The sequence below is a fragment of the Acidobacteriota bacterium genome (assembly GCA_016715115.1).
GTDB lineage: Bacteria > Acidobacteriota > Blastocatellia > Pyrinomonadales > Pyrinomonadaceae > JAFDVJ01.
Genome location: JADKBM010000004.1, coordinates 485,639 through 502,093 on the forward strand (window position 1 = coordinate 485,639; position 16,455 = coordinate 502,093).

14 protein-coding genes, 1 pseudogene and 1 riboswitch are annotated in these 16,455 nt (G+C 47.0%); of the genes and pseudogenes, 5 read left to right on the forward strand and 10 right to left on the reverse strand.

The features are described from left to right. Window positions 1–72 precede the first annotated feature (72 nt). Complete coding sequence (locus IPN69_04370; protein ID MBK8809949.1) at window positions 73–1,920, reverse strand: M28 family peptidase; 1,848 nt, start codon at window positions 1,918–1,920, stop codon at window positions 73–75. A gap of 20 nt (window positions 1,921–1,940) precedes the next feature. Further along, on the reverse strand, window positions 1,941–2,939 hold the full coding sequence (locus IPN69_04375; protein ID MBK8809950.1) for a PD40 domain-containing protein: 999 nt from the start codon (window positions 2,937–2,939) through the stop codon (window positions 1,941–1,943). 361 nt (window positions 2,940–3,300) lie between these two features. Between IPN69_04375 and IPN69_04380 the strand changes: the two genes are divergently transcribed. The 4 genes from IPN69_04380 to IPN69_04395 all read left to right on the forward strand — a co-directional run bounded on the left by IPN69_04380 (window position 3,301) and on the right by IPN69_04395 (window position 7,998). Next, window positions 3,301–3,945 carry a hypothetical protein gene (locus IPN69_04380; protein MBK8809951.1) on the forward strand — a complete coding sequence of 215 codons (645 nt, stop codon included), beginning with the start codon at window positions 3,301–3,303 and terminating at the stop codon, window positions 3,943–3,945. Window positions 3,946–4,199: 254 nt separating this feature from the next. Continuing rightward, window positions 4,200–5,141, forward strand: coding sequence for a hypothetical protein (locus IPN69_04385; GenBank protein ID MBK8809952.1), 942 nt, complete (start codon window positions 4,200–4,202; stop codon window positions 5,139–5,141). 1,876 nt (window positions 5,142–7,017) lie between these two features. After that, window positions 7,018–7,425, forward strand: a complete 408-nt coding sequence (locus IPN69_04390; GenBank protein ID MBK8809953.1) for a helix-turn-helix domain-containing protein — start codon at window positions 7,018–7,020, stop codon at window positions 7,423–7,425. After that, entirely contained in the window at window positions 7,426–7,998 is a 573-nt protein-coding gene (locus tag IPN69_04395) for a PIN domain-containing protein (protein ID MBK8809954.1), read from the forward strand. Between the two features lie 201 nt (window positions 7,999–8,199). On the opposite strand, the gene IPN69_04400 is transcribed toward IPN69_04395, so the two are convergent. From IPN69_04400 to lexA, 4 genes are read right to left on the reverse strand one after another with little or no spacing between them, the layout of a single operon-like run. Beyond that, entirely contained in the window at window positions 8,200–9,063 is an 864-nt protein-coding gene (locus tag IPN69_04400) for a hypothetical protein (GenBank protein ID MBK8809955.1), read from the reverse strand. 46 nt (window positions 9,064–9,109) lie between these two features. Further along, complete coding sequence (locus IPN69_04405) at window positions 9,110–9,958, reverse strand: hypothetical protein (GenBank protein ID MBK8809956.1); 849 nt, start codon at window positions 9,956–9,958, stop codon at window positions 9,110–9,112. Continuing rightward, complete coding sequence (locus tag IPN69_04410; protein MBK8809957.1) at window positions 9,955–10,965, reverse strand: nucleotidyltransferase; 1,011 nt, start codon at window positions 10,963–10,965, stop codon at window positions 9,955–9,957. The genes IPN69_04405 and IPN69_04410 overlap by 4 nt, the downstream gene beginning before the upstream one ends. Before the next feature lie 20 nt (window positions 10,966–10,985). Beyond that, entirely contained in the window at window positions 10,986–11,600 is a 615-nt protein-coding gene (lexA, locus tag IPN69_04415; protein ID MBK8809958.1) for a repressor LexA, read from the reverse strand. 222 nt (window positions 11,601–11,822) lie between these two features. Between lexA and IPN69_04420 the strand changes: the two are divergent. Continuing rightward, a pseudogene (locus tag IPN69_04420) lies at window positions 11,823–12,332 on the forward strand (IS3 family transposase). On the opposite strand, the gene IPN69_04425 reads toward IPN69_04420, so the two are convergent. The 4 genes from IPN69_04425 to thiC all read right to left on the reverse strand — a co-directional run bounded on the left by IPN69_04425 (window position 12,299) and on the right by thiC (window position 16,021). Continuing rightward, on the reverse strand, window positions 12,299–12,661 hold the full coding sequence (locus IPN69_04425) for a hypothetical protein (GenBank protein ID MBK8809959.1): 363 nt from the start codon (window positions 12,659–12,661) through the stop codon (window positions 12,299–12,301). The pseudogene IPN69_04420 and the gene IPN69_04425 overlap by 34 nt on opposite strands. A 39-nt stretch (window positions 12,662–12,700) precedes the next feature. Then, entirely contained in the window at window positions 12,701–13,150 is a 450-nt protein-coding gene (locus IPN69_04430; GenBank protein ID MBK8809960.1) for a hypothetical protein, read from the reverse strand. Beyond that, complete coding sequence (locus tag IPN69_04435; GenBank protein MBK8809961.1) at window positions 13,135–13,887, reverse strand: hypothetical protein; 753 nt, start codon at window positions 13,885–13,887, stop codon at window positions 13,135–13,137. The genes IPN69_04430 and IPN69_04435 overlap by 16 nt, the downstream gene beginning before the upstream one ends. A 148-nt stretch (window positions 13,888–14,035) precedes the next feature. Next, window positions 14,036–16,021, reverse strand: a complete 1,986-nt coding sequence (gene thiC, locus IPN69_04440; GenBank protein ID MBK8809962.1) for a phosphomethylpyrimidine synthase ThiC — start codon at window positions 16,019–16,021, stop codon at window positions 14,036–14,038. Beyond that, window positions 16,013–16,115, reverse strand: a riboswitch (TPP riboswitch). (Overlaps the previous gene by 9 nt.) Window positions 16,116–16,455 lie beyond the last annotated feature (340 nt).

The following is a 16,455-nucleotide window of genomic DNA, read 5'->3' on the forward strand; positions in this document are numbered from 1 at the left end:
CGAAACGGGTGTCTGCGCGAATCGGCGCAACATCCAACATGATTCTCCGTTATCTTAATTTGTCCTTAGCCATTATTTCGAAAGCACATAATTCGGCACTAAATTCATCCCGCAAACCGGGCAAACTCCCGGTTCGGCTAAAGGCCTTTTCCTTGTTTCGAGATCGCATTCCAAGCCGCATTCTTCGCAAGCATAGCCGTTGACTTTCAACTTGCTGCGGTCAACGCTCGTAATTCGTGATTGTTGATTGGCGACTTGCCAGGTGTTGGCAAAGATCAGTTGCACAACTCGCGCAAAGTGCTCGTAGTCAATGGTTTCGGGAGTGTCTCCAACCGTGTGATAATACTCGGTGCGACCAGTCGAATAGTAAATATAAGGGATCAATTGTCCCCGAAAATGTCTGTCGTCGGAGGCGAAACCGAAACTTGCGCCATCAGTTAAATTCAGCGTACTCCCCATTACAGTCTTGATTCTTCCGTTTATTTCAATCAATTCTTCGGAGAGATTTCTTGCGCCGGTGATGTAAACGTAGTCCCGGCTCCCGGTTGGATTCTTCAAATCCGTTCCGCCGACTCCGTCCATATTGACGTTGGCAACCGTTTTTTCCAAAGGAATCCGCGGATCAACATTTGTATAGTAAAACGAGCCCAAAAGGCCGGTTTCTTCGGCGGTGAAATTGGCGAAGAGAATCGAACGGCGCGGGGCAAATCCGTCGCGTTTTGCCTGCATAAATGCTGCGGCAAGCGCAAGCGTGGCAACCGTTCCGGTTCCGTCATCCGCCGCTCCGTTGAAAATCTGGTCGCCTTTGAGCTGAGGATCGATGCCGAGATGGTCGTAATGAGCTGAAATTACAATGACTTCGTCCTTTAGTTTTGGATCCGAGCCTTCGATAAATGCCAAGACGTTTTCCGTATCCAGTTTCGGACTTTGAACTGCTTTCGAGATAACGGCAACATCTTTGACCTCAAAGACCTTGGGCAGTAAGCTTTGGTCGATTTGTTGTTTGACGTTCTCAATTCTCTGCCCCGAAGAAGCCAGGATCTGATTGGCAAATTTGGCTGAAATATTGAATGTTGGCGGAATTTGCTCAGGCTGGAAATACGACAAAGGGCCGCGAAGCTGAAAGCTCAGAGCCGCTGTTGCGGCTGCTTCGGCAAATGCGGATTTGTTCCGCGGACTCAAATCGCTGACGACCAGAATCCCCTTCGGACGACCCGCATTCCACCGAGCGACTCTTTTTTCGACAAATCCCGTGGTCCAACGGGAAATTTTATTACCGTCAGTTGGCAAAAGGCTTGTCTCAGCATCAGACAAGGGCTCGTCTGCGAGCATTATGAGCCATTTGCCTTCTATCGAAATTCCTTTGGCAGAAAGGGCAGCAAACTCATTAAATTCAAGCGCATCATCCGCAATTCCGTAACCTACAAACACAACTCCGCCACTTGCGTCCGTCACGCCGCCGCCTTTATAGAACGATAGATCGTCGTGCTTTCCGTCTGAAAAAATACTCTCTGAAACCTTGTTTCCGTTGGCGACAATTTCCAAACGGGTTTCTTTTGGTCTGACTTGATAAAGCGAAAAGGATTGCAAATAATGCTTTGGCGACATCGGACTTGGTTGAGCATTTCCTTTTGGCGAAAGCCCCATCTGCCGATATTGTGACGCCAGATATTCCGCCGCCATACGCTGTCCGCGCGTACCGGTTCCGCGACCTTCAAAAAAATCCGAAGCGAGGAATCCAAGATGTGACGCTAGAAATTCAGGCGAAATTGTCTTCTGATATTTCTTGACCAACGAGGGACGTTCAAAAGTCGTCGGTGTTCTTTCGGAATACACCTTTGCTTTTTGTGCAGTAATGGTCCCATTCATCATCAGACTGCAGATTGCCAATCCGAACAGAACACCTGTAATTAGTTTCATATCGTTTATCTCTAACCTCTTCAGCCAATTAAAAGGCGTTCCTTTCCACTCTTGATTTCATAAACGTAAAGCCCCCATTTGCCTTCAACTTCCTTGGTATACGCAAAGTGCTTTTCATCAGGCGAAATGAACGGATTGGTCACGATTTTCCCGTCGGCAACTTTGCGGACTTTTGTTCCGTCCGCTTTCATCGCATAGACATTTAACAAACCGTCCCGCCTCGACATGAAGTAGATGGTTCTTCCGCTCCTGGACCATTGCGGCGTAGAATCTTCGACTTCGTTATTGGTCAGGTTTTTCAGGTTCGTACCGTTTTTATCCATGACGAAAATCTCGGTTGAATTCTTCATCTGCCCCATTTCTTCTCTCGACAGGTCGCGATAGTATCTTTTGGTAACGATCGCTCGTTCAAAGAGAATCTTCGTTCCATCGGGCGACCATTTGGGGCTGGTGTAACCGTTCCGTTCATCGGTCAAACGGGTTCTATCGGTTCCATCGACACGAACCACGTAGATATCGTGGGCGATTCCCGGACGTTCCTTTCGAGATTGAAAGACCACCAGATCACCCTTAGGAGAGAAATCAGGTAGATAATCCAAAGAGCCGGAATCCGTCAATCTGCGTTGATTCGATCCGTCCGCGTTCATTACATACAACTGCAAGCGACCGTCACGTTCGGAATAGAAAACGATCATTTTCCCATCACGCGACCAGCGTGGCTGTCCATCCGCACTATTACCGTCGGTCAGCTTGCGGAGATTTGAGCCGTTGGAAGAAATTGTGTAAATGGCTGATTTGCCGTCTCTTGTTGACTCAAAAACAATCCGTTTGCCATCCGATGACCAGTGCGGATTGTGATAAAAGATCGGACTCGGGTTTGTTTGCGCTGTTGCGTAATTTGTCAGACCGAGAAGAATGACGACGATAAATACTGCTTGTTTTCTTCTCATAATAAAATTTGCCGGATTCCCACTTTCTGCGCTTGAACGATCTTTCGCAAACCTCCATCGATTTTCCATACGGCGATTTTAGCCGGCCGGAGTTTTGCGGTATTGGAAAAAATTTACCTTAAAATAGGAACTTCCTTCTGCGCTGATTCAAATCAATCCACTTCGGTGACATTTATCCAACCATCTCGGTCGTCGCCAAACTTGAATCTCAGATTTGCGTTCAAGAGTGCTCGGGTGGACTCTGAGGGTTGAGACTTGGGAGAGTTCCGGCAATTCAATTTGTATTCAAAAGCGCTAACCGGTGCGTATCTGCCCGTTCAGGTTCGCACCGCTTCGCTCACCTTTTTATCCCCCCAAAAGTGATAAACGTATAAAACGGGTTTATATTATAGATGGGGGAAACATAAATCTTTGTAATCAGGAGGTGTCTATGAAACCGGGGATTTGCGCATATTTTTTCAATTGTTGTCTGTTGATTTGCATCTTTGGAGTCTCAGCCACGTTCGCTCAAAATGATTTTCAAATTATTCCGGGAATAAGAGCCGGAGCTATAACTTCCCGCATCAGTGAAAGCCAATTAAAGAGAATATATGGCAGTAAGAATGTCCGAAGCACAAGGGTCGGCTTGGGCGAAGGCGAGACGGTTTCGGGAACCGTAATTTTCCCAAACAATTCGAATAAGAAGATCGAAATCGTTTGGAAAAACAAGAGATCCAAACGAAACCCCGAGTTTATTCAACTGACCGGTAAAAGCAGTATTTGGAAAACGACCGATGGAATAGGTTTGGGAACATCTTTGAAAATTCTCGAAAGAATCAACGGAAAGTCATTTACGTTAGCGGGTTTTGCCTGGGATTACGGCGGCACAGTTTATTCTTGGGATAAAGGAAAACTAGCAAGAATTTTCGGAGATGAAAGTCAAAAAGTCACACTGCGTCTAGGTTCAGAATCGTTTAAGAAAATATCTGAAAAGGAATATGAATCGATCATGGGCGACAACGGATTTTCTTCGGATAACACGGTAATGCAAAAACTTAACCCGGTCGTTTATCAAATGATTTTCAGGTTTCCTTAATTTCGAGATCAAACAATTTCTTCAATCTCGATTTTGAAAATAAATGAACGGAGGTCAAAGCATTGAGAATACTACTAGGAACTTTAGCTATCTCGTTACTCCTTTTTATCTCTGGTTTTGCCCAAAATCAAAGAGGTTCATCGATCGTCATCCACGATAACACCACCCAAGCCAATGGCGGAGAAAATGCCACGTCGAATCTCAGAAGCGAGATCGAATCTGCTCTGCAACGCGAAAAACCTTGCGTTGATACGATGGACGACCAGGATATTCGTGATGTCATACAGAGTGAGCGCGAGAAGAATATACTCGAAGGCGGCGATCCACAGCAGGTTTTGACCGATATTGGCAATCTGATGGGAGCAAGCTATGTTATGAGCGTTTCGGCAACGCCCGGAGTCGGCGGTTCAACATTCTACAACGTTTTCGTGATGGATCCGCAAACCGGCAAAACTATGGCCCGTCAGACAGGCACTGATGCAAAACAGATTGCCGATAGCATCGTCCGTCAGATGGGTTCAAGTCTTGCCGACAACTGCAAACCGCACTGGGTTGGCGAGGTCAAATATGAATTCACTTGGAATGAATCGAAAGTGACAACCGATGAAGGTGCGGCCCATGCGAGCACGAGGAATACGAAACGAACCAAAACCGAAACTTACACGGCAAAAAATTCAATTATTGCATCACTTATGCCGCCAAAGCCCGGCGGCGACGTTTCGGCAAACAATGCAATGGCACGAGTCTGGATGCGGTCGAGTATGGTTTCCGAAAAGAAACACGAAACGAACGGCGAAGTCCGGTGCCGTTTGCCGGGGCGAAATCCTTTTTGGGGAGGTTACAGTCTGAATTATTCCGAAACCGTAACTCAATTGGGCGGCGGAGCCGATACTTTGCCGGTTTATGTTTCAATTGACAATGACGGTTTTTACAAGATCACTGTACAAAGTCCGAGTGGAACGATGGTGACGAAAGTCGAGACGAACAGAGCGGAATCGAGTTGCGACGAAAAAAAACCGCCGTTAAATGATGCCCAGAGTTCACCTGAACAGAAAATTCCCGCATCCAGTTTTACCGTCGAAGGAAAAACGGATGCCAAGAATCGGGATTCGCTGTCAGGTTCGAAAGATATGCCGGATGGAAAGACAAAGATCACCTGGAGTTTGCGTCTGGTGAAGCCGAAAGGCAAAAGTTAAGCATCTACCAATTCGTTGCGCGAGCGTATCTGCGAATTTAACAATACGGGAGGTAAAGTATTTCAATAAAGCCGCGGTGATATGTAGTTTAATACGGCGTACCCGATAACTTTGTCGCCCCCAATGGCGACAAAGCATTCGCCTGAAGTTGCAACACGCCGAATAAACTCGCGGCGTTCATTTTCACGCTGTGCGATTAAGTCAATAGAGCAAATTGCGTCTTTGTCATTTCAACGGCCGGACGAATTGACGTTATATTTCACACATACAATTCCAATGATGTTCTTTTGCACCTTCGGGCAGATTGCTGCGGAAAATTAACTCGTGGCCGCAGTTGCTCAAGTTCGGCCTTCAACGGCCGCCAATACTCTCGGTCGGCTTCGCGATCGGCTCGTTCTTCTGCCCCGATTTCCAAGCCCAGACGATCTTCATCCGGTTCCAACGCAGATCTCACGAGCGGACGAACTTCCGCGACCACTCTCGCGAGTTCGGGATGCTCGGTTGCAAGTTCGGTCAGGAGTTCAGGAGTCTGCAGTTCTTTCATCCAAAACTCAACTTGCTCTGTAGTCGAATGATCGCGGCCCGCGAAATAATCGGCCTCAAGCAGACGGCGATCATCGGCCAATCTTTGCACAAGCGTCTTTTTCGCCTTGATCAAATCGTGGTTTCCATCAGGATCGATGCGACGAGCCTGACGACGGATTCTTCGTTCGGGCCTCCAGCGGCGCCGCCGCGGACCTCGAAGGTTCGGAACCGTCAAAGATCGAATTTACAGAAAGAACGTTAGCATTTGCACGACAGCTGAAGAGCTTGAAAAATCCACCAAAAACTGCCGTTGAATTATTGCAAATACTTGAATCACAACATCTTGAAGAAACAATAGAAAAGTTGAGGAACCATAGAAATCGAGTTTGTTAAGACCCTGTAACCGATAATTTTTCGCCCCCTGTCCCTGAAAGGGACAATTGCAGTAGAGATGAACGATCGGCGGTACGGTTTTGTCCCCGAAGGGGACGCAGGAATTGGTAGCTGAATTCATGTCTCGGCGGGAAATCTGGGATGAACCGACAACCGATTGAATTGTCGCTGTGGGCGTCAATCGAATTTCCTGCGTCCCTTTCAGGGACGGAAATCATTTTTGCGATCCGGTCGTCGGGTTCCACCCGACGCTATTGCCTCGGTCCCTTTCAGGGACCTGCAGTGAGCATCGACTATTCGATTGAATTCCGGATTTGTCGAAAGACGTGGCAAAGAAATCATTTTCAATTCGCCGCTCCGATTTTCCCGAAAAACGAACGACTCATTATGCTGTCCCTGAAAGGGACAAATGCAATAGCGTCGGGAGAATCCCGACGAATGAACGGCGAGTTAGGTTTTCGTCCCTGAAAGGGACGCAGGAATTGGTAGCTGAATTCATGTCTCGGCGGGAAATCTGGGATGAACCTACAACCGATTGAATTGTCGCTGCGGGCGTCAATCGAATTTCCTGCGTCCCTTTCAGGGACGGAATTGTTTCTGCGATTCGGTCGTCGGGCCCGACGCTATTACCTCGGTCCCTTTCAGGGACCATCAACAGCATTCATCCAACGATCGATCATAGGATCAGTTCCTCAATGGACTCAAGATCTTTCTCTCGGATTCTGCTGACAACTGTCCCTGAAAGGGACAAATGGAATAGCGTCGGGAGAATCCCGACGAATAATCGCTGATCCTCGAAACCGAGTTTTTCGTAGAATGCTTTTGCCGATTCCTCTTTGGCGTGGACTAAAAACGCCCGCAGACCAGCGATTTCCGAAGCCCGAACCCCACCGAGCAGAGCGTGTTTCGTTTGTTTCGTTTATTTCGTTTGTGATAGTATCTGTCTTGAGGTGGTTTTATGACTTTAACTAACAGTGAAATTGCGTTGGCTCAAAATGGACAAAAGATATTATCGGGAAAAAAGAGAGCAACATTGGTCGTTGATGATCAAAACGTCGAACTTTCTTTGGCGGTTACGAAGATTTTGGCGAAAACTTTGTCGTACATTGCCAAAGGAAAAACTGTTGCCGTTACACCCGAACCCACCGAATTTTCTTCACAACAAGCCGCAGATTTCTTGAAAGTATCGCGTCCGTTTTTAGTTAAATTACTGGAAACGGGCGAAATACCTTTTCGCAAAGTCGGCAAACATCGTCGTGTCAGATTTGAAGATCTAATTTCGTATAAACAAAAGATTGACGATAAACGCCTGAAAGTATTGGCCAAACTTGCCGAGCAAGCCCAAGAACTCGATTTAGGATATTAGTTGAAGTCGGCGATTGTAATTCTTGATGCGTGCGTTTTGTTTCCCGCTCCGCTTCGGGATTTTTTGATGCACCTCGCGTTGTTGGATGTTTTTCAAGCCCGTTGGACAAACGAAATTCACGCTGAGTGGATCCGGAATGTCTTGGAAATGCGTCCAGATTTGAATGAAAAACAACTCAATCGCACGAGAGATCTAATGAATACTCACATCCGAGATTGTTTGGTGGAAAACTATCAGCATTTGATTAATAGAATTACGTTGCCCGACGAAAATGACCGCCACGTTTTAGCCGCCGCAATCAAATCCAACGCGGAAATTATTCTCACCTTTAACCTACGCGATTTCCCAAACGACATTTTGCAAACTCACAATCTCAAAGCGATCAAGCCCGATAGATTACTCTCGGAACTATTCGATGCCAACGCCGAAAAATTCAATTTAGCATTTGCACGACAACTGAAGAGCTTGAAAAATCCACCAAAAACTGCCGTTGAATTACTGCAAATACTTGAATCACAACCTCTTGAAGAAACAATAGAGAAGTTGAGGAACCATAGAAATCAAGTTTGTTAAGACCGCGTAATCGATAACTTTTTCGCCCCCTGTTCCTGAAAGACACAAATGCATGAAAGGGACAAATGCAATAGAGATGAACGATCGGCGGTACGGTTCTGTCCCCGAAGGGGACGCAGGCAATAGCGTCGGGAGAATCCCGACGGACAGACGATGTTTTTGAGGATTTCGGTCCCCTCTGAAAGGACCAAAGACATCGGTTCAAAGGCTATCATAGCCTCTTATGATGTAGCACCTATGTTCTTCAATGTGCACGCAAACTCCAGTTATTATTCCTCCAATAAAGGTTTCAGGTTTTTCGGGGTCAGGCTCAGCACCATCGGCCCAATCTGGATATCCGAAATATGTATAATAAGAATAAAGTGGCGCCCCGGTATAAAGCCGTATCACAATTGAATCGCCATATCTCATATTTCGTTCATATGACAATGCACAGCCGTCAACAAGCTCGGCAGTCACCTTAGATTCCCCAAGCACAAGTGGAGTTTCATCGTCCCAACCGAGTCCCAGTTGCGGGACACGCAACGGCGTGTCTTTGTACTCAACTGCCAGACTATCGATGGTCTCTTGGTTCTTGGATGTTATCTTGACCTGTGCGTTCTTAAAATCATAAAAGTAGGCAGTTGTTTCGTGATGTCGCTCAGAGTGCTTTTCCTTCGCATACTCAGTATCGAACTCCAGTTCAACACCCGTCTCTTTATCGTAAAAGAAGTCGGTTGTGAAAACGGGGGTGTCTATAAAAATCTTATTGGGGGTTCCCAATACGGCCTTCATTAATTCAATTGCGTGTCCGGGGCTGAGTTCATCAAAAATCTTTTCATCAATTCTTCTTTCTGAGTGAGGAAACGTAACGAGCTGCCTTTCTCTCTTGTCCCGATTCCTTTCGTATTTACGAATAAAGAACTCAGCGATGAGTGTTAAGGCTACTCCTATGACCGCGCCAATAAGACCGGAAAGAACATTGCCCCAATCCAACGAAAAAGGCTTATCTGCGACATTCTGTTCCGCCTGTGTGATTACCTGTGTAGCCGCAGGTGCGGCTGCTTGTAAGAGGTATAGAACCATAACAAAAAAGTGGCCCGCGAAAAGAAAGGTTTCGTGAAATCTAATTTTATCGTTGGCCGGCGACAAACAGCTTCCATGTTTCATTAAGGTGACCTTCTTTCATTCTCCATAAAAGGGTGGGAATTAACGGTGACGCAGCCCGTGCGAGGTGATACTCATTGAGCGCCTTAATACACTGAGTTTCATTGTCATCCGAATTCGATTTCAAAAGCTCAGTCGCTCTCGTTTGCGATTTTTCCGATTTATTCGCAAACGTGTTGTAGTTTATCGAGAGTGGTATAAGGCCAAGCGAAACAACTAACATCAGGATAGATATTACAACCCGACTAATCGCTGTTAGCGGCTCCACTGAGGATACAAGCCAAAAGCTCACAAAAAGCATTCCAATTGAAAAGCTAACGAGGGCCACAGTTAACGACACACATATTTTACACATTGATTGTGCCAAAAGTTTGCTCCACCAAGACGACTCCTGAAGGTTCTGCATTCCCCGACGATAGCCTTCAGATTCAACTGAGGCGAAATAATCGTCAGGCTTACTATTGTTCGCAAGTCGATTTCGAACACGTTTTGGTAGAGTTGCGACGGCATCTGCTATTTCTGTATTCGAGATTGTCCAGCCGAACGAGTTCTTGAAATCGAGCTTGCGAAGAAAAGATTCAGCAATCGATCTAAAGTGATTAGTACAAATGTTTGAAGCCTCCGCGGAAAAAAGGAGAACCGCAACGACGCCTGCGACCCAAACCCCCATTTGGGGCCACAGTATAGCTACGACTCCAAGTGCGAAAGCACCAACCTTGAGCGATAAACTGAACCACCACCACCATTTCGTTCTATCGAAATAGCAGGCACACACCTGTCTAATCGTCAGTTGGCGATCTTCGCACTCACTCATACAGGAAACTCACTTCCAAAAACCTCAGCCCATTTCTTGATCGAAGCGGCCTGATCGCCGTCCGCTTCCAATTGTCGAGCTTCATTTGCCTTAGCGGCGTGAAGTTTCGCCGTGTCAGATATTTTTTGCCTATCCGCCCAAGTCACGTTGTTCAAATCACCCTTGATACCTGCAGGATCGAGGACAGAGGCGTGGATGGCGAACTGAATATGGCTGAGAATTCTCGGAATTTCCAGATCCACAAAAGAACTCGCGGTGTCGGACCGAGCATCGTAGTGGTCAAGAATCATCTGTTCAAGCAGATACGACGACATTGATGGCATCGTCGGTCTTCTATTCCAATACTTAATGATTCGAATTACGTTCAATATATTGCCGTCGTGCAATTGGTTAATCGTTGTAACTCGATTCTTGTCGATTCGCGGGTCGGTCTTCATCCAATGTCCGGTTCCGTCCGGAATTAAGTAGTACGTTCGACCATTGCTCTCAGCGGTGGTCATAAAGCAGGGGACAATATCGAAACACCAATCGTAGGACGTGAGCGATAGTACTGCAGCTACACCGTTGCGCTTCAAATCGGCTTTCGAGTACTGAGGAACGCCTGATAGTTTCTGAATGAACTTGTTAATAACCTTTGTCGAATTCAGATGTCGTGTATTGTCATGACAAAGGCCATGCAGATTACTGTCTTGGCCTATCGTGATCTGATACGGCGTCGTGTATTGATCATAAGTTGATCCCTGAGCGTGAAGACAAACCATTACGTCGATATCATCTAACGGTCTCTTTTTCGTCCGTCTGGCAAACGATCCATAGGCAATGTTGTTTTCCGAATATGATTTGGGAAAGGTCGAGTCATTCTGAAAGCCCGCAATCTGACCGAAAAGCCAATCGCGGCTAGAGCGTGCGGTGCTGACATCATCACCATCAAGATTGATGGCATCTTTCAAAAAATCGCGAAATGCCTTATTAACGTCGGATGAATTTAATACTCTTTGTGCTTGCATGTCTGTATAAACGTCTCCTCTTAAAACGGATTAGGCAATGTCGCAATAACAACGCCCTGAACAGAGAATCCTTCCGACAAAATAATTGGACGGATAGTCTTGTCGGTAGAATTCGGACGCAAGACTACCAGTCCTTTTTCCCGATGAAAATGTTTGATCGTGGCCTCATCATTTACAAGTCCAACGACCTTTTGTCCTTCGGTGGCTGATGATTGTTGTCGAATCAAGACAAGGTCGCCATCATCTATTCCCGATAAATTCATAGAGTCACCCTTTGTCCGCAAAATGAAGTATTTGGAGCCCGGTTTTGCAATCATTGTTGAGACATCAATGTAATCCTCGATGTCCTGTTCAGCGAAAGCTAATGCACCACAGGATGCCGTTCCAACGAGCGGAACCGGGACTGTACGTTCACCGCCGAAATCGGCAGTAGATAATACGAGTTCTATCTTTCCCTTGGAATTACTTATACGCCCCGAATCGCGAAGTCGATCAATGACTAACTGCACAGATCGTTTCGATGCAAACCCCAAACCATCCGCAATTACTTGAAACGACGGCGCTCTGCCATTTAGCATGAAGTACCGACAAATGAAATTATAGGCGTCATCATCCGATCGAAGTAAACGTGCCATGAGGTAAGTGTAATACAATTTGTTTACATCTGCAAGAATCGAGATTCTCCTGGGGAAAAGCAAAGACTCGTGGATATTGGCAGTCAAGAAGAGCTAGCCAGAGAACGGATCGCCGACCAGAAACCGACACGTATCGAAACCGTGAAGAATCTCGCTTTAAGCTCCAACCTTGACCTGAGCGTCTTCTGATGAGTTCCTGTCGAAGGCTGATTTGAAGTATGCCACAGGATCTATCCGTACCTGTTGCGGAACAGGATCATCGATCGTCCGAACCAGGTTTGGAGCACCGACATCACATTCATCCGCCTGCGGGGCGGATTCGTTTACCTGATGGCGGTTCTCGATTGGTTCAGCCGGTTTGTCATCGCCTGGGAACTGTCGGTGAGCCTCGATGCCGAGTTTTGCGTCAGCGGACTTGAACGGGCGCTGGCGCAAGGAACGCCCGAGATCTTCAACACGGATCAGGGCAGCCAGTTCACGAGCGAAGCATTCACCGGAATGCTGATCGATGCGGAAGTGGCGATAAGCATGGACGGGCGCGGACGGGCGCTCGACAACATCTTCGTTGAAAGATTGTGGAGAACGGTCAAATACGAGGACATTTATTTGAAAGACTATGGCAACGTTCCGGAGGTCAGAACCGGCTTGGATGCTTACTTTCGGTTCTATAACTACGAACGCGGCCATCAGTCACTGGGCTACAAAACCCCGGCGGCGATCCACCTTAAATAAGGCGTTTTCGTGTCTGGACAATGGGGTCCACTTAATATTTCGTATTTTGTAAGCCAAACATCAAGATGGTAAATATCAGCGGGCTTTTTGTATCCCAGTTTTCTCTCTTCCGTATCCAAATAGGCGATATAGTCAAGTAAAAGACTTTTATCAATCGAAAAAGGATTATTTGATTTATTATCTGTTTGGAAACTCTTGAGTAAACTTAGCTTCCACCAAGCAGACTTGGCAACATTTTGAACATCTACATCGGTTGTAGACCCAGCTTCGGAAACAAGATATTCCAATTGTTCAAGAAATTCATTTAACTCAACGTTAGAAAGATTCATTATTCTAACTCCATAAGAATATAAAGTGACTAATTTGAATTATTTATTCTCATCAAGAACTACCTCTCGATGATTAATCGTTAATTCAAAATACTCGCCTTTATGATAAAATAAATTTATCGTATCTATCCGCAAAATATGATAAACAAACAGTTTGATTTGTAACGCCAATGTTGAATGACCTGTTGGAATTAAGTAAATTTTAGACCATGGTTTCTCATGCAATTTTTTTGCCAGATTAGATAGGATATCTTTATATGTTACTAACAAGACTTCTTGGGTTGAGAAATCCATGTTTCCATGAGATGCGGAATAAGATTCACCACGTAGATATTTTGGGGGAATTACATGAACACCTGCATTAGCAATTATTGTAAGAGTTAACTCATCCGTGGCAAACGACGAAAGATTATTAAGAGTATCTAAAGTCACATCTAGACCAACATTTGCTATACACTTTTCTAAAACATCTTTTAATTGTTTTTCCATATCTCTGCCTGCTTCAAAAGCGTCTTAATATCATTTTCGAAAAAACGATATAATGGAGTTCCTCTATCTATTTTGAATGCAGGAACTTCCGTTCTACCTTTACTATTGGTGAAGAATTTTATCCAAACATTTTGTTCAGTGTATATGAAAGAATATCTCAAGACACGATCATGTCGAAAAAATTCAATTTTTTGGGGGTTAGTGACGCAAGAATCTTTTAAGTGAGAGATGCGGTCGATTCCTGCTTTAATGTCTGCCAAACCAGATCCACTGTCCTTTAAGTAATCGGCGGCAGGCGAATCCGGCTTTACAAAACAGATTTGTGTGATTTTCTTACTAGAGCATCTTTCTCTCAAAACTTCGTGAATATTCTCCAAAAACCTAGACGAATAATGAACACCAATTATTAACTCATTTGAAGCAATCCAAAAATGATTTTCGGAAATACTTTTTGAATTTAACGAGCAATCAACAAGACCACTTTCATAGATTCTTGCACTGCCGAGTGCAGTAATGGCTATTTCTTTTAGCATCTCTTTTTTCAAAAGACTTTCAAATAACCAATGTAATGTGCCTACAATTAGGAATAAACCGCCGACCTCTGCCATCACGTGATCCCATTTCACCTTAAATAGCTCCAAATGAAAGGCACTTGCGGATATGATAAGCACTAAACCTCCCAGTATCAGGAAGAGAGTAATTTGTTGCTGAATGATTTTAGTTAAAGTATTTTGCATAAAACCGTTTACCTAAATCTATAATTCTGTCCAAAACAGTATTATTATTTCGTATTTGTAAATCTATCTACTTAACGGAATTCAAAGTGCGGCGTTTTCACTTAATCATCTCTGCAAAAACAGGACCCGATCAGAATTAACACCGATTTTAATGATGCTCCTTCGCCCCATCAGGCAGATTTCCGTGATAAATCTCGCTTCCGGTTGCCTTAAACTCCGCAGCTTTTTCCGCCATTCCGACTGCCAATGCTTTTTCCGCTTCGACGTTTTGTTCTTTCGCGTATTCGCGTACGTCTTGCGTGATCTTCATTGAGCAGAAATGCGGGCCGCACATTGAGCAGAAATGGGCGAGTTTGGCGCCTTCGGCGGGGAGGGTTTCGTCGTGGAATTCTTTGGCGACGATCGGGTCCAGAGCCAAATTGAACTGGTCTTCCCAGCGGAACTCGAATCTCGCTTTTGACACGGCGTTGTCGCGCATTTGCGCGCCGGGGTGGCCTTTGGCGAGATCGGCGGCGTGGGCGGCAATTTTGTAGGCGATGACGCCATCTTTGACGTCTTTTTTGTTCGGCAAACCGAGGTGTTCCTTCGGCGTCACATAGCAGAGCATCGCCGTGCCGAACCAGCCGATCATCGCCGCGCCGATCGCCGACGTGATGTGATCGAACCCCGGAGCGATGTCGGTTGTCAGCGGGCCCAAAGTGTAGAACGGCGCTTCGCCGCAGACCTCGAGCTGCTTGTCCATGTTTTCTTTGATCAGATGCATCGGGACGTGGCCCGGGCCCTCGATCATCGTCTGGCAATCCATTTCCCAGGCGATCTTGGTCAGTTCGCCAAGCGTTTCGAGCTCCGCAAACTGCGCCGCGTCGTTGGCGTCGGCGATCGAGCCCGGACGCAGTCCGTCGCCGAGCGAAAAGGCGACGTCGTACGTCCTCATAATCTCGCAGATCTCGCGGAAGCGCGTGTAGAGAAAACTCTCTTCGTGATGGGCGAGGCACCATTTTGCCATTATCGAGCCGCCGCGCGAGACGATTCCGGTCGTCCGGTTCGCCGTCATCGGAATATAGGGAAGCCGGACTCCCGCGTGGATCGTGAAATAATCGACGCCCTGCTCGGCCTGTTCGATCAGCGTATCGCGGTAGATCTCCCAGGTCAGGTCTTCGGCCTTGCCGTTTACCTTTTCGAGCGCCTGATAGATCGGCACGGTCCCGATCGGAACCGGCGAATTGCGCAGGATCCATTCCCGAGTCGCGTGTATGTTTTTGCCGGTCGAAAGGTCCATCACCGTGTCGGCGCCCCAAAGCGTCGACCAGCGCATCTTTTCGACTTCTTCTTCGATCGAACTGGTAATCGCACTATTGCCGATGTTCGCATTGATCTTGACGAGAAAATTACGGCCGATCGCCATCGGTTCGGATTCCGGATGATTGATGTTCGACGGGATGATCGCGCGACCGCGCGCAACCTCATCGCGGACGAACTCGGGAGTCACGAACTCAGGGATCGAGGCCCCGAACGATTCGCCTTTGTGCTGATGAAGCATTGATGAACGATCGTCGACCGCGCCCTGCGCGAGAGTTTCGAAGGCGATCTTGCGGCCGAGGTTTTCGCGAATCGCGACGTATTCCATTTCCGGCGTGATGATTCCTTTGCGCGCGTAATGCATCTGCGTCACGCAGTGGCCCGCCTTTGCGCGCAGCGGCGCTCGTTTGAGGCCCGGAAAATCGAGATTCTTAAGAGGGCCGCCTGAAGACGGAACTCCAAACGCTTCCGCGCCTTTCGTCAAATAGCCGTTGTCCTGAGGCTTTACCTCGCGGCCCTCGTACTCTTCGACGTCGCCGCGGCCGACGATCCAATCGCGGCGGAGCGCGGGCAAGCCTTCCCGAATGTCGCAATTGACGGATTCGTCGGTGTAAACGCCGCTCGTATCGTAAACGCGGATCGGCGCGTTCTGTTCGAGTTCATCGTTCTGGTTGCGCGTCGACGCGAGCGCGATCTCGCGAAACGGCACTTTCAGTTCGGCCTTCGCATCGTTGCGCGTGTCGCCGTTCGTCGTCACATAGATCTTCGTGGAATTGGGAAATCTGATCTCGTCGCTGGTAAGTTCTTTGTTTTTTGATTCGTTAACTTTTTTCATTGTTTTTCTCCCTTCGTCGGCATTATCCGCATCAGGTTTTAGCGTAATGTTCAACTGTGAACAACTCTCAGCTCTCGCTCCGCTGAAAACTTAATTGCATCCAAAAGCCTATCACACAGGAATACAAATGAAAAAAAATGAAGATCTTTCTCAGATCATTTCGGATTTCGAATAAGCCCTCGTAGAGGGCGTGAGCGTGTAGTCCGCAGCGCCAGCTGCGGCAAGCGCCGGGCGATCAATCGAGCCCTCGTCGAGGGCGACAGAATGCGAACCTCGGAATCAGAAGCGGGTGAATCATACAACTTGGTTACGCTGATCAAGGTCGTGCATCCTGTCGCCCTCTACGAGGGCTCAATGCTTCCGGCGTTGGAATCCCCGCAGCTGGTGCTGCGGGCTACACGCTGGCGCCCTCTACGAGGGCTTATCACGCGAAT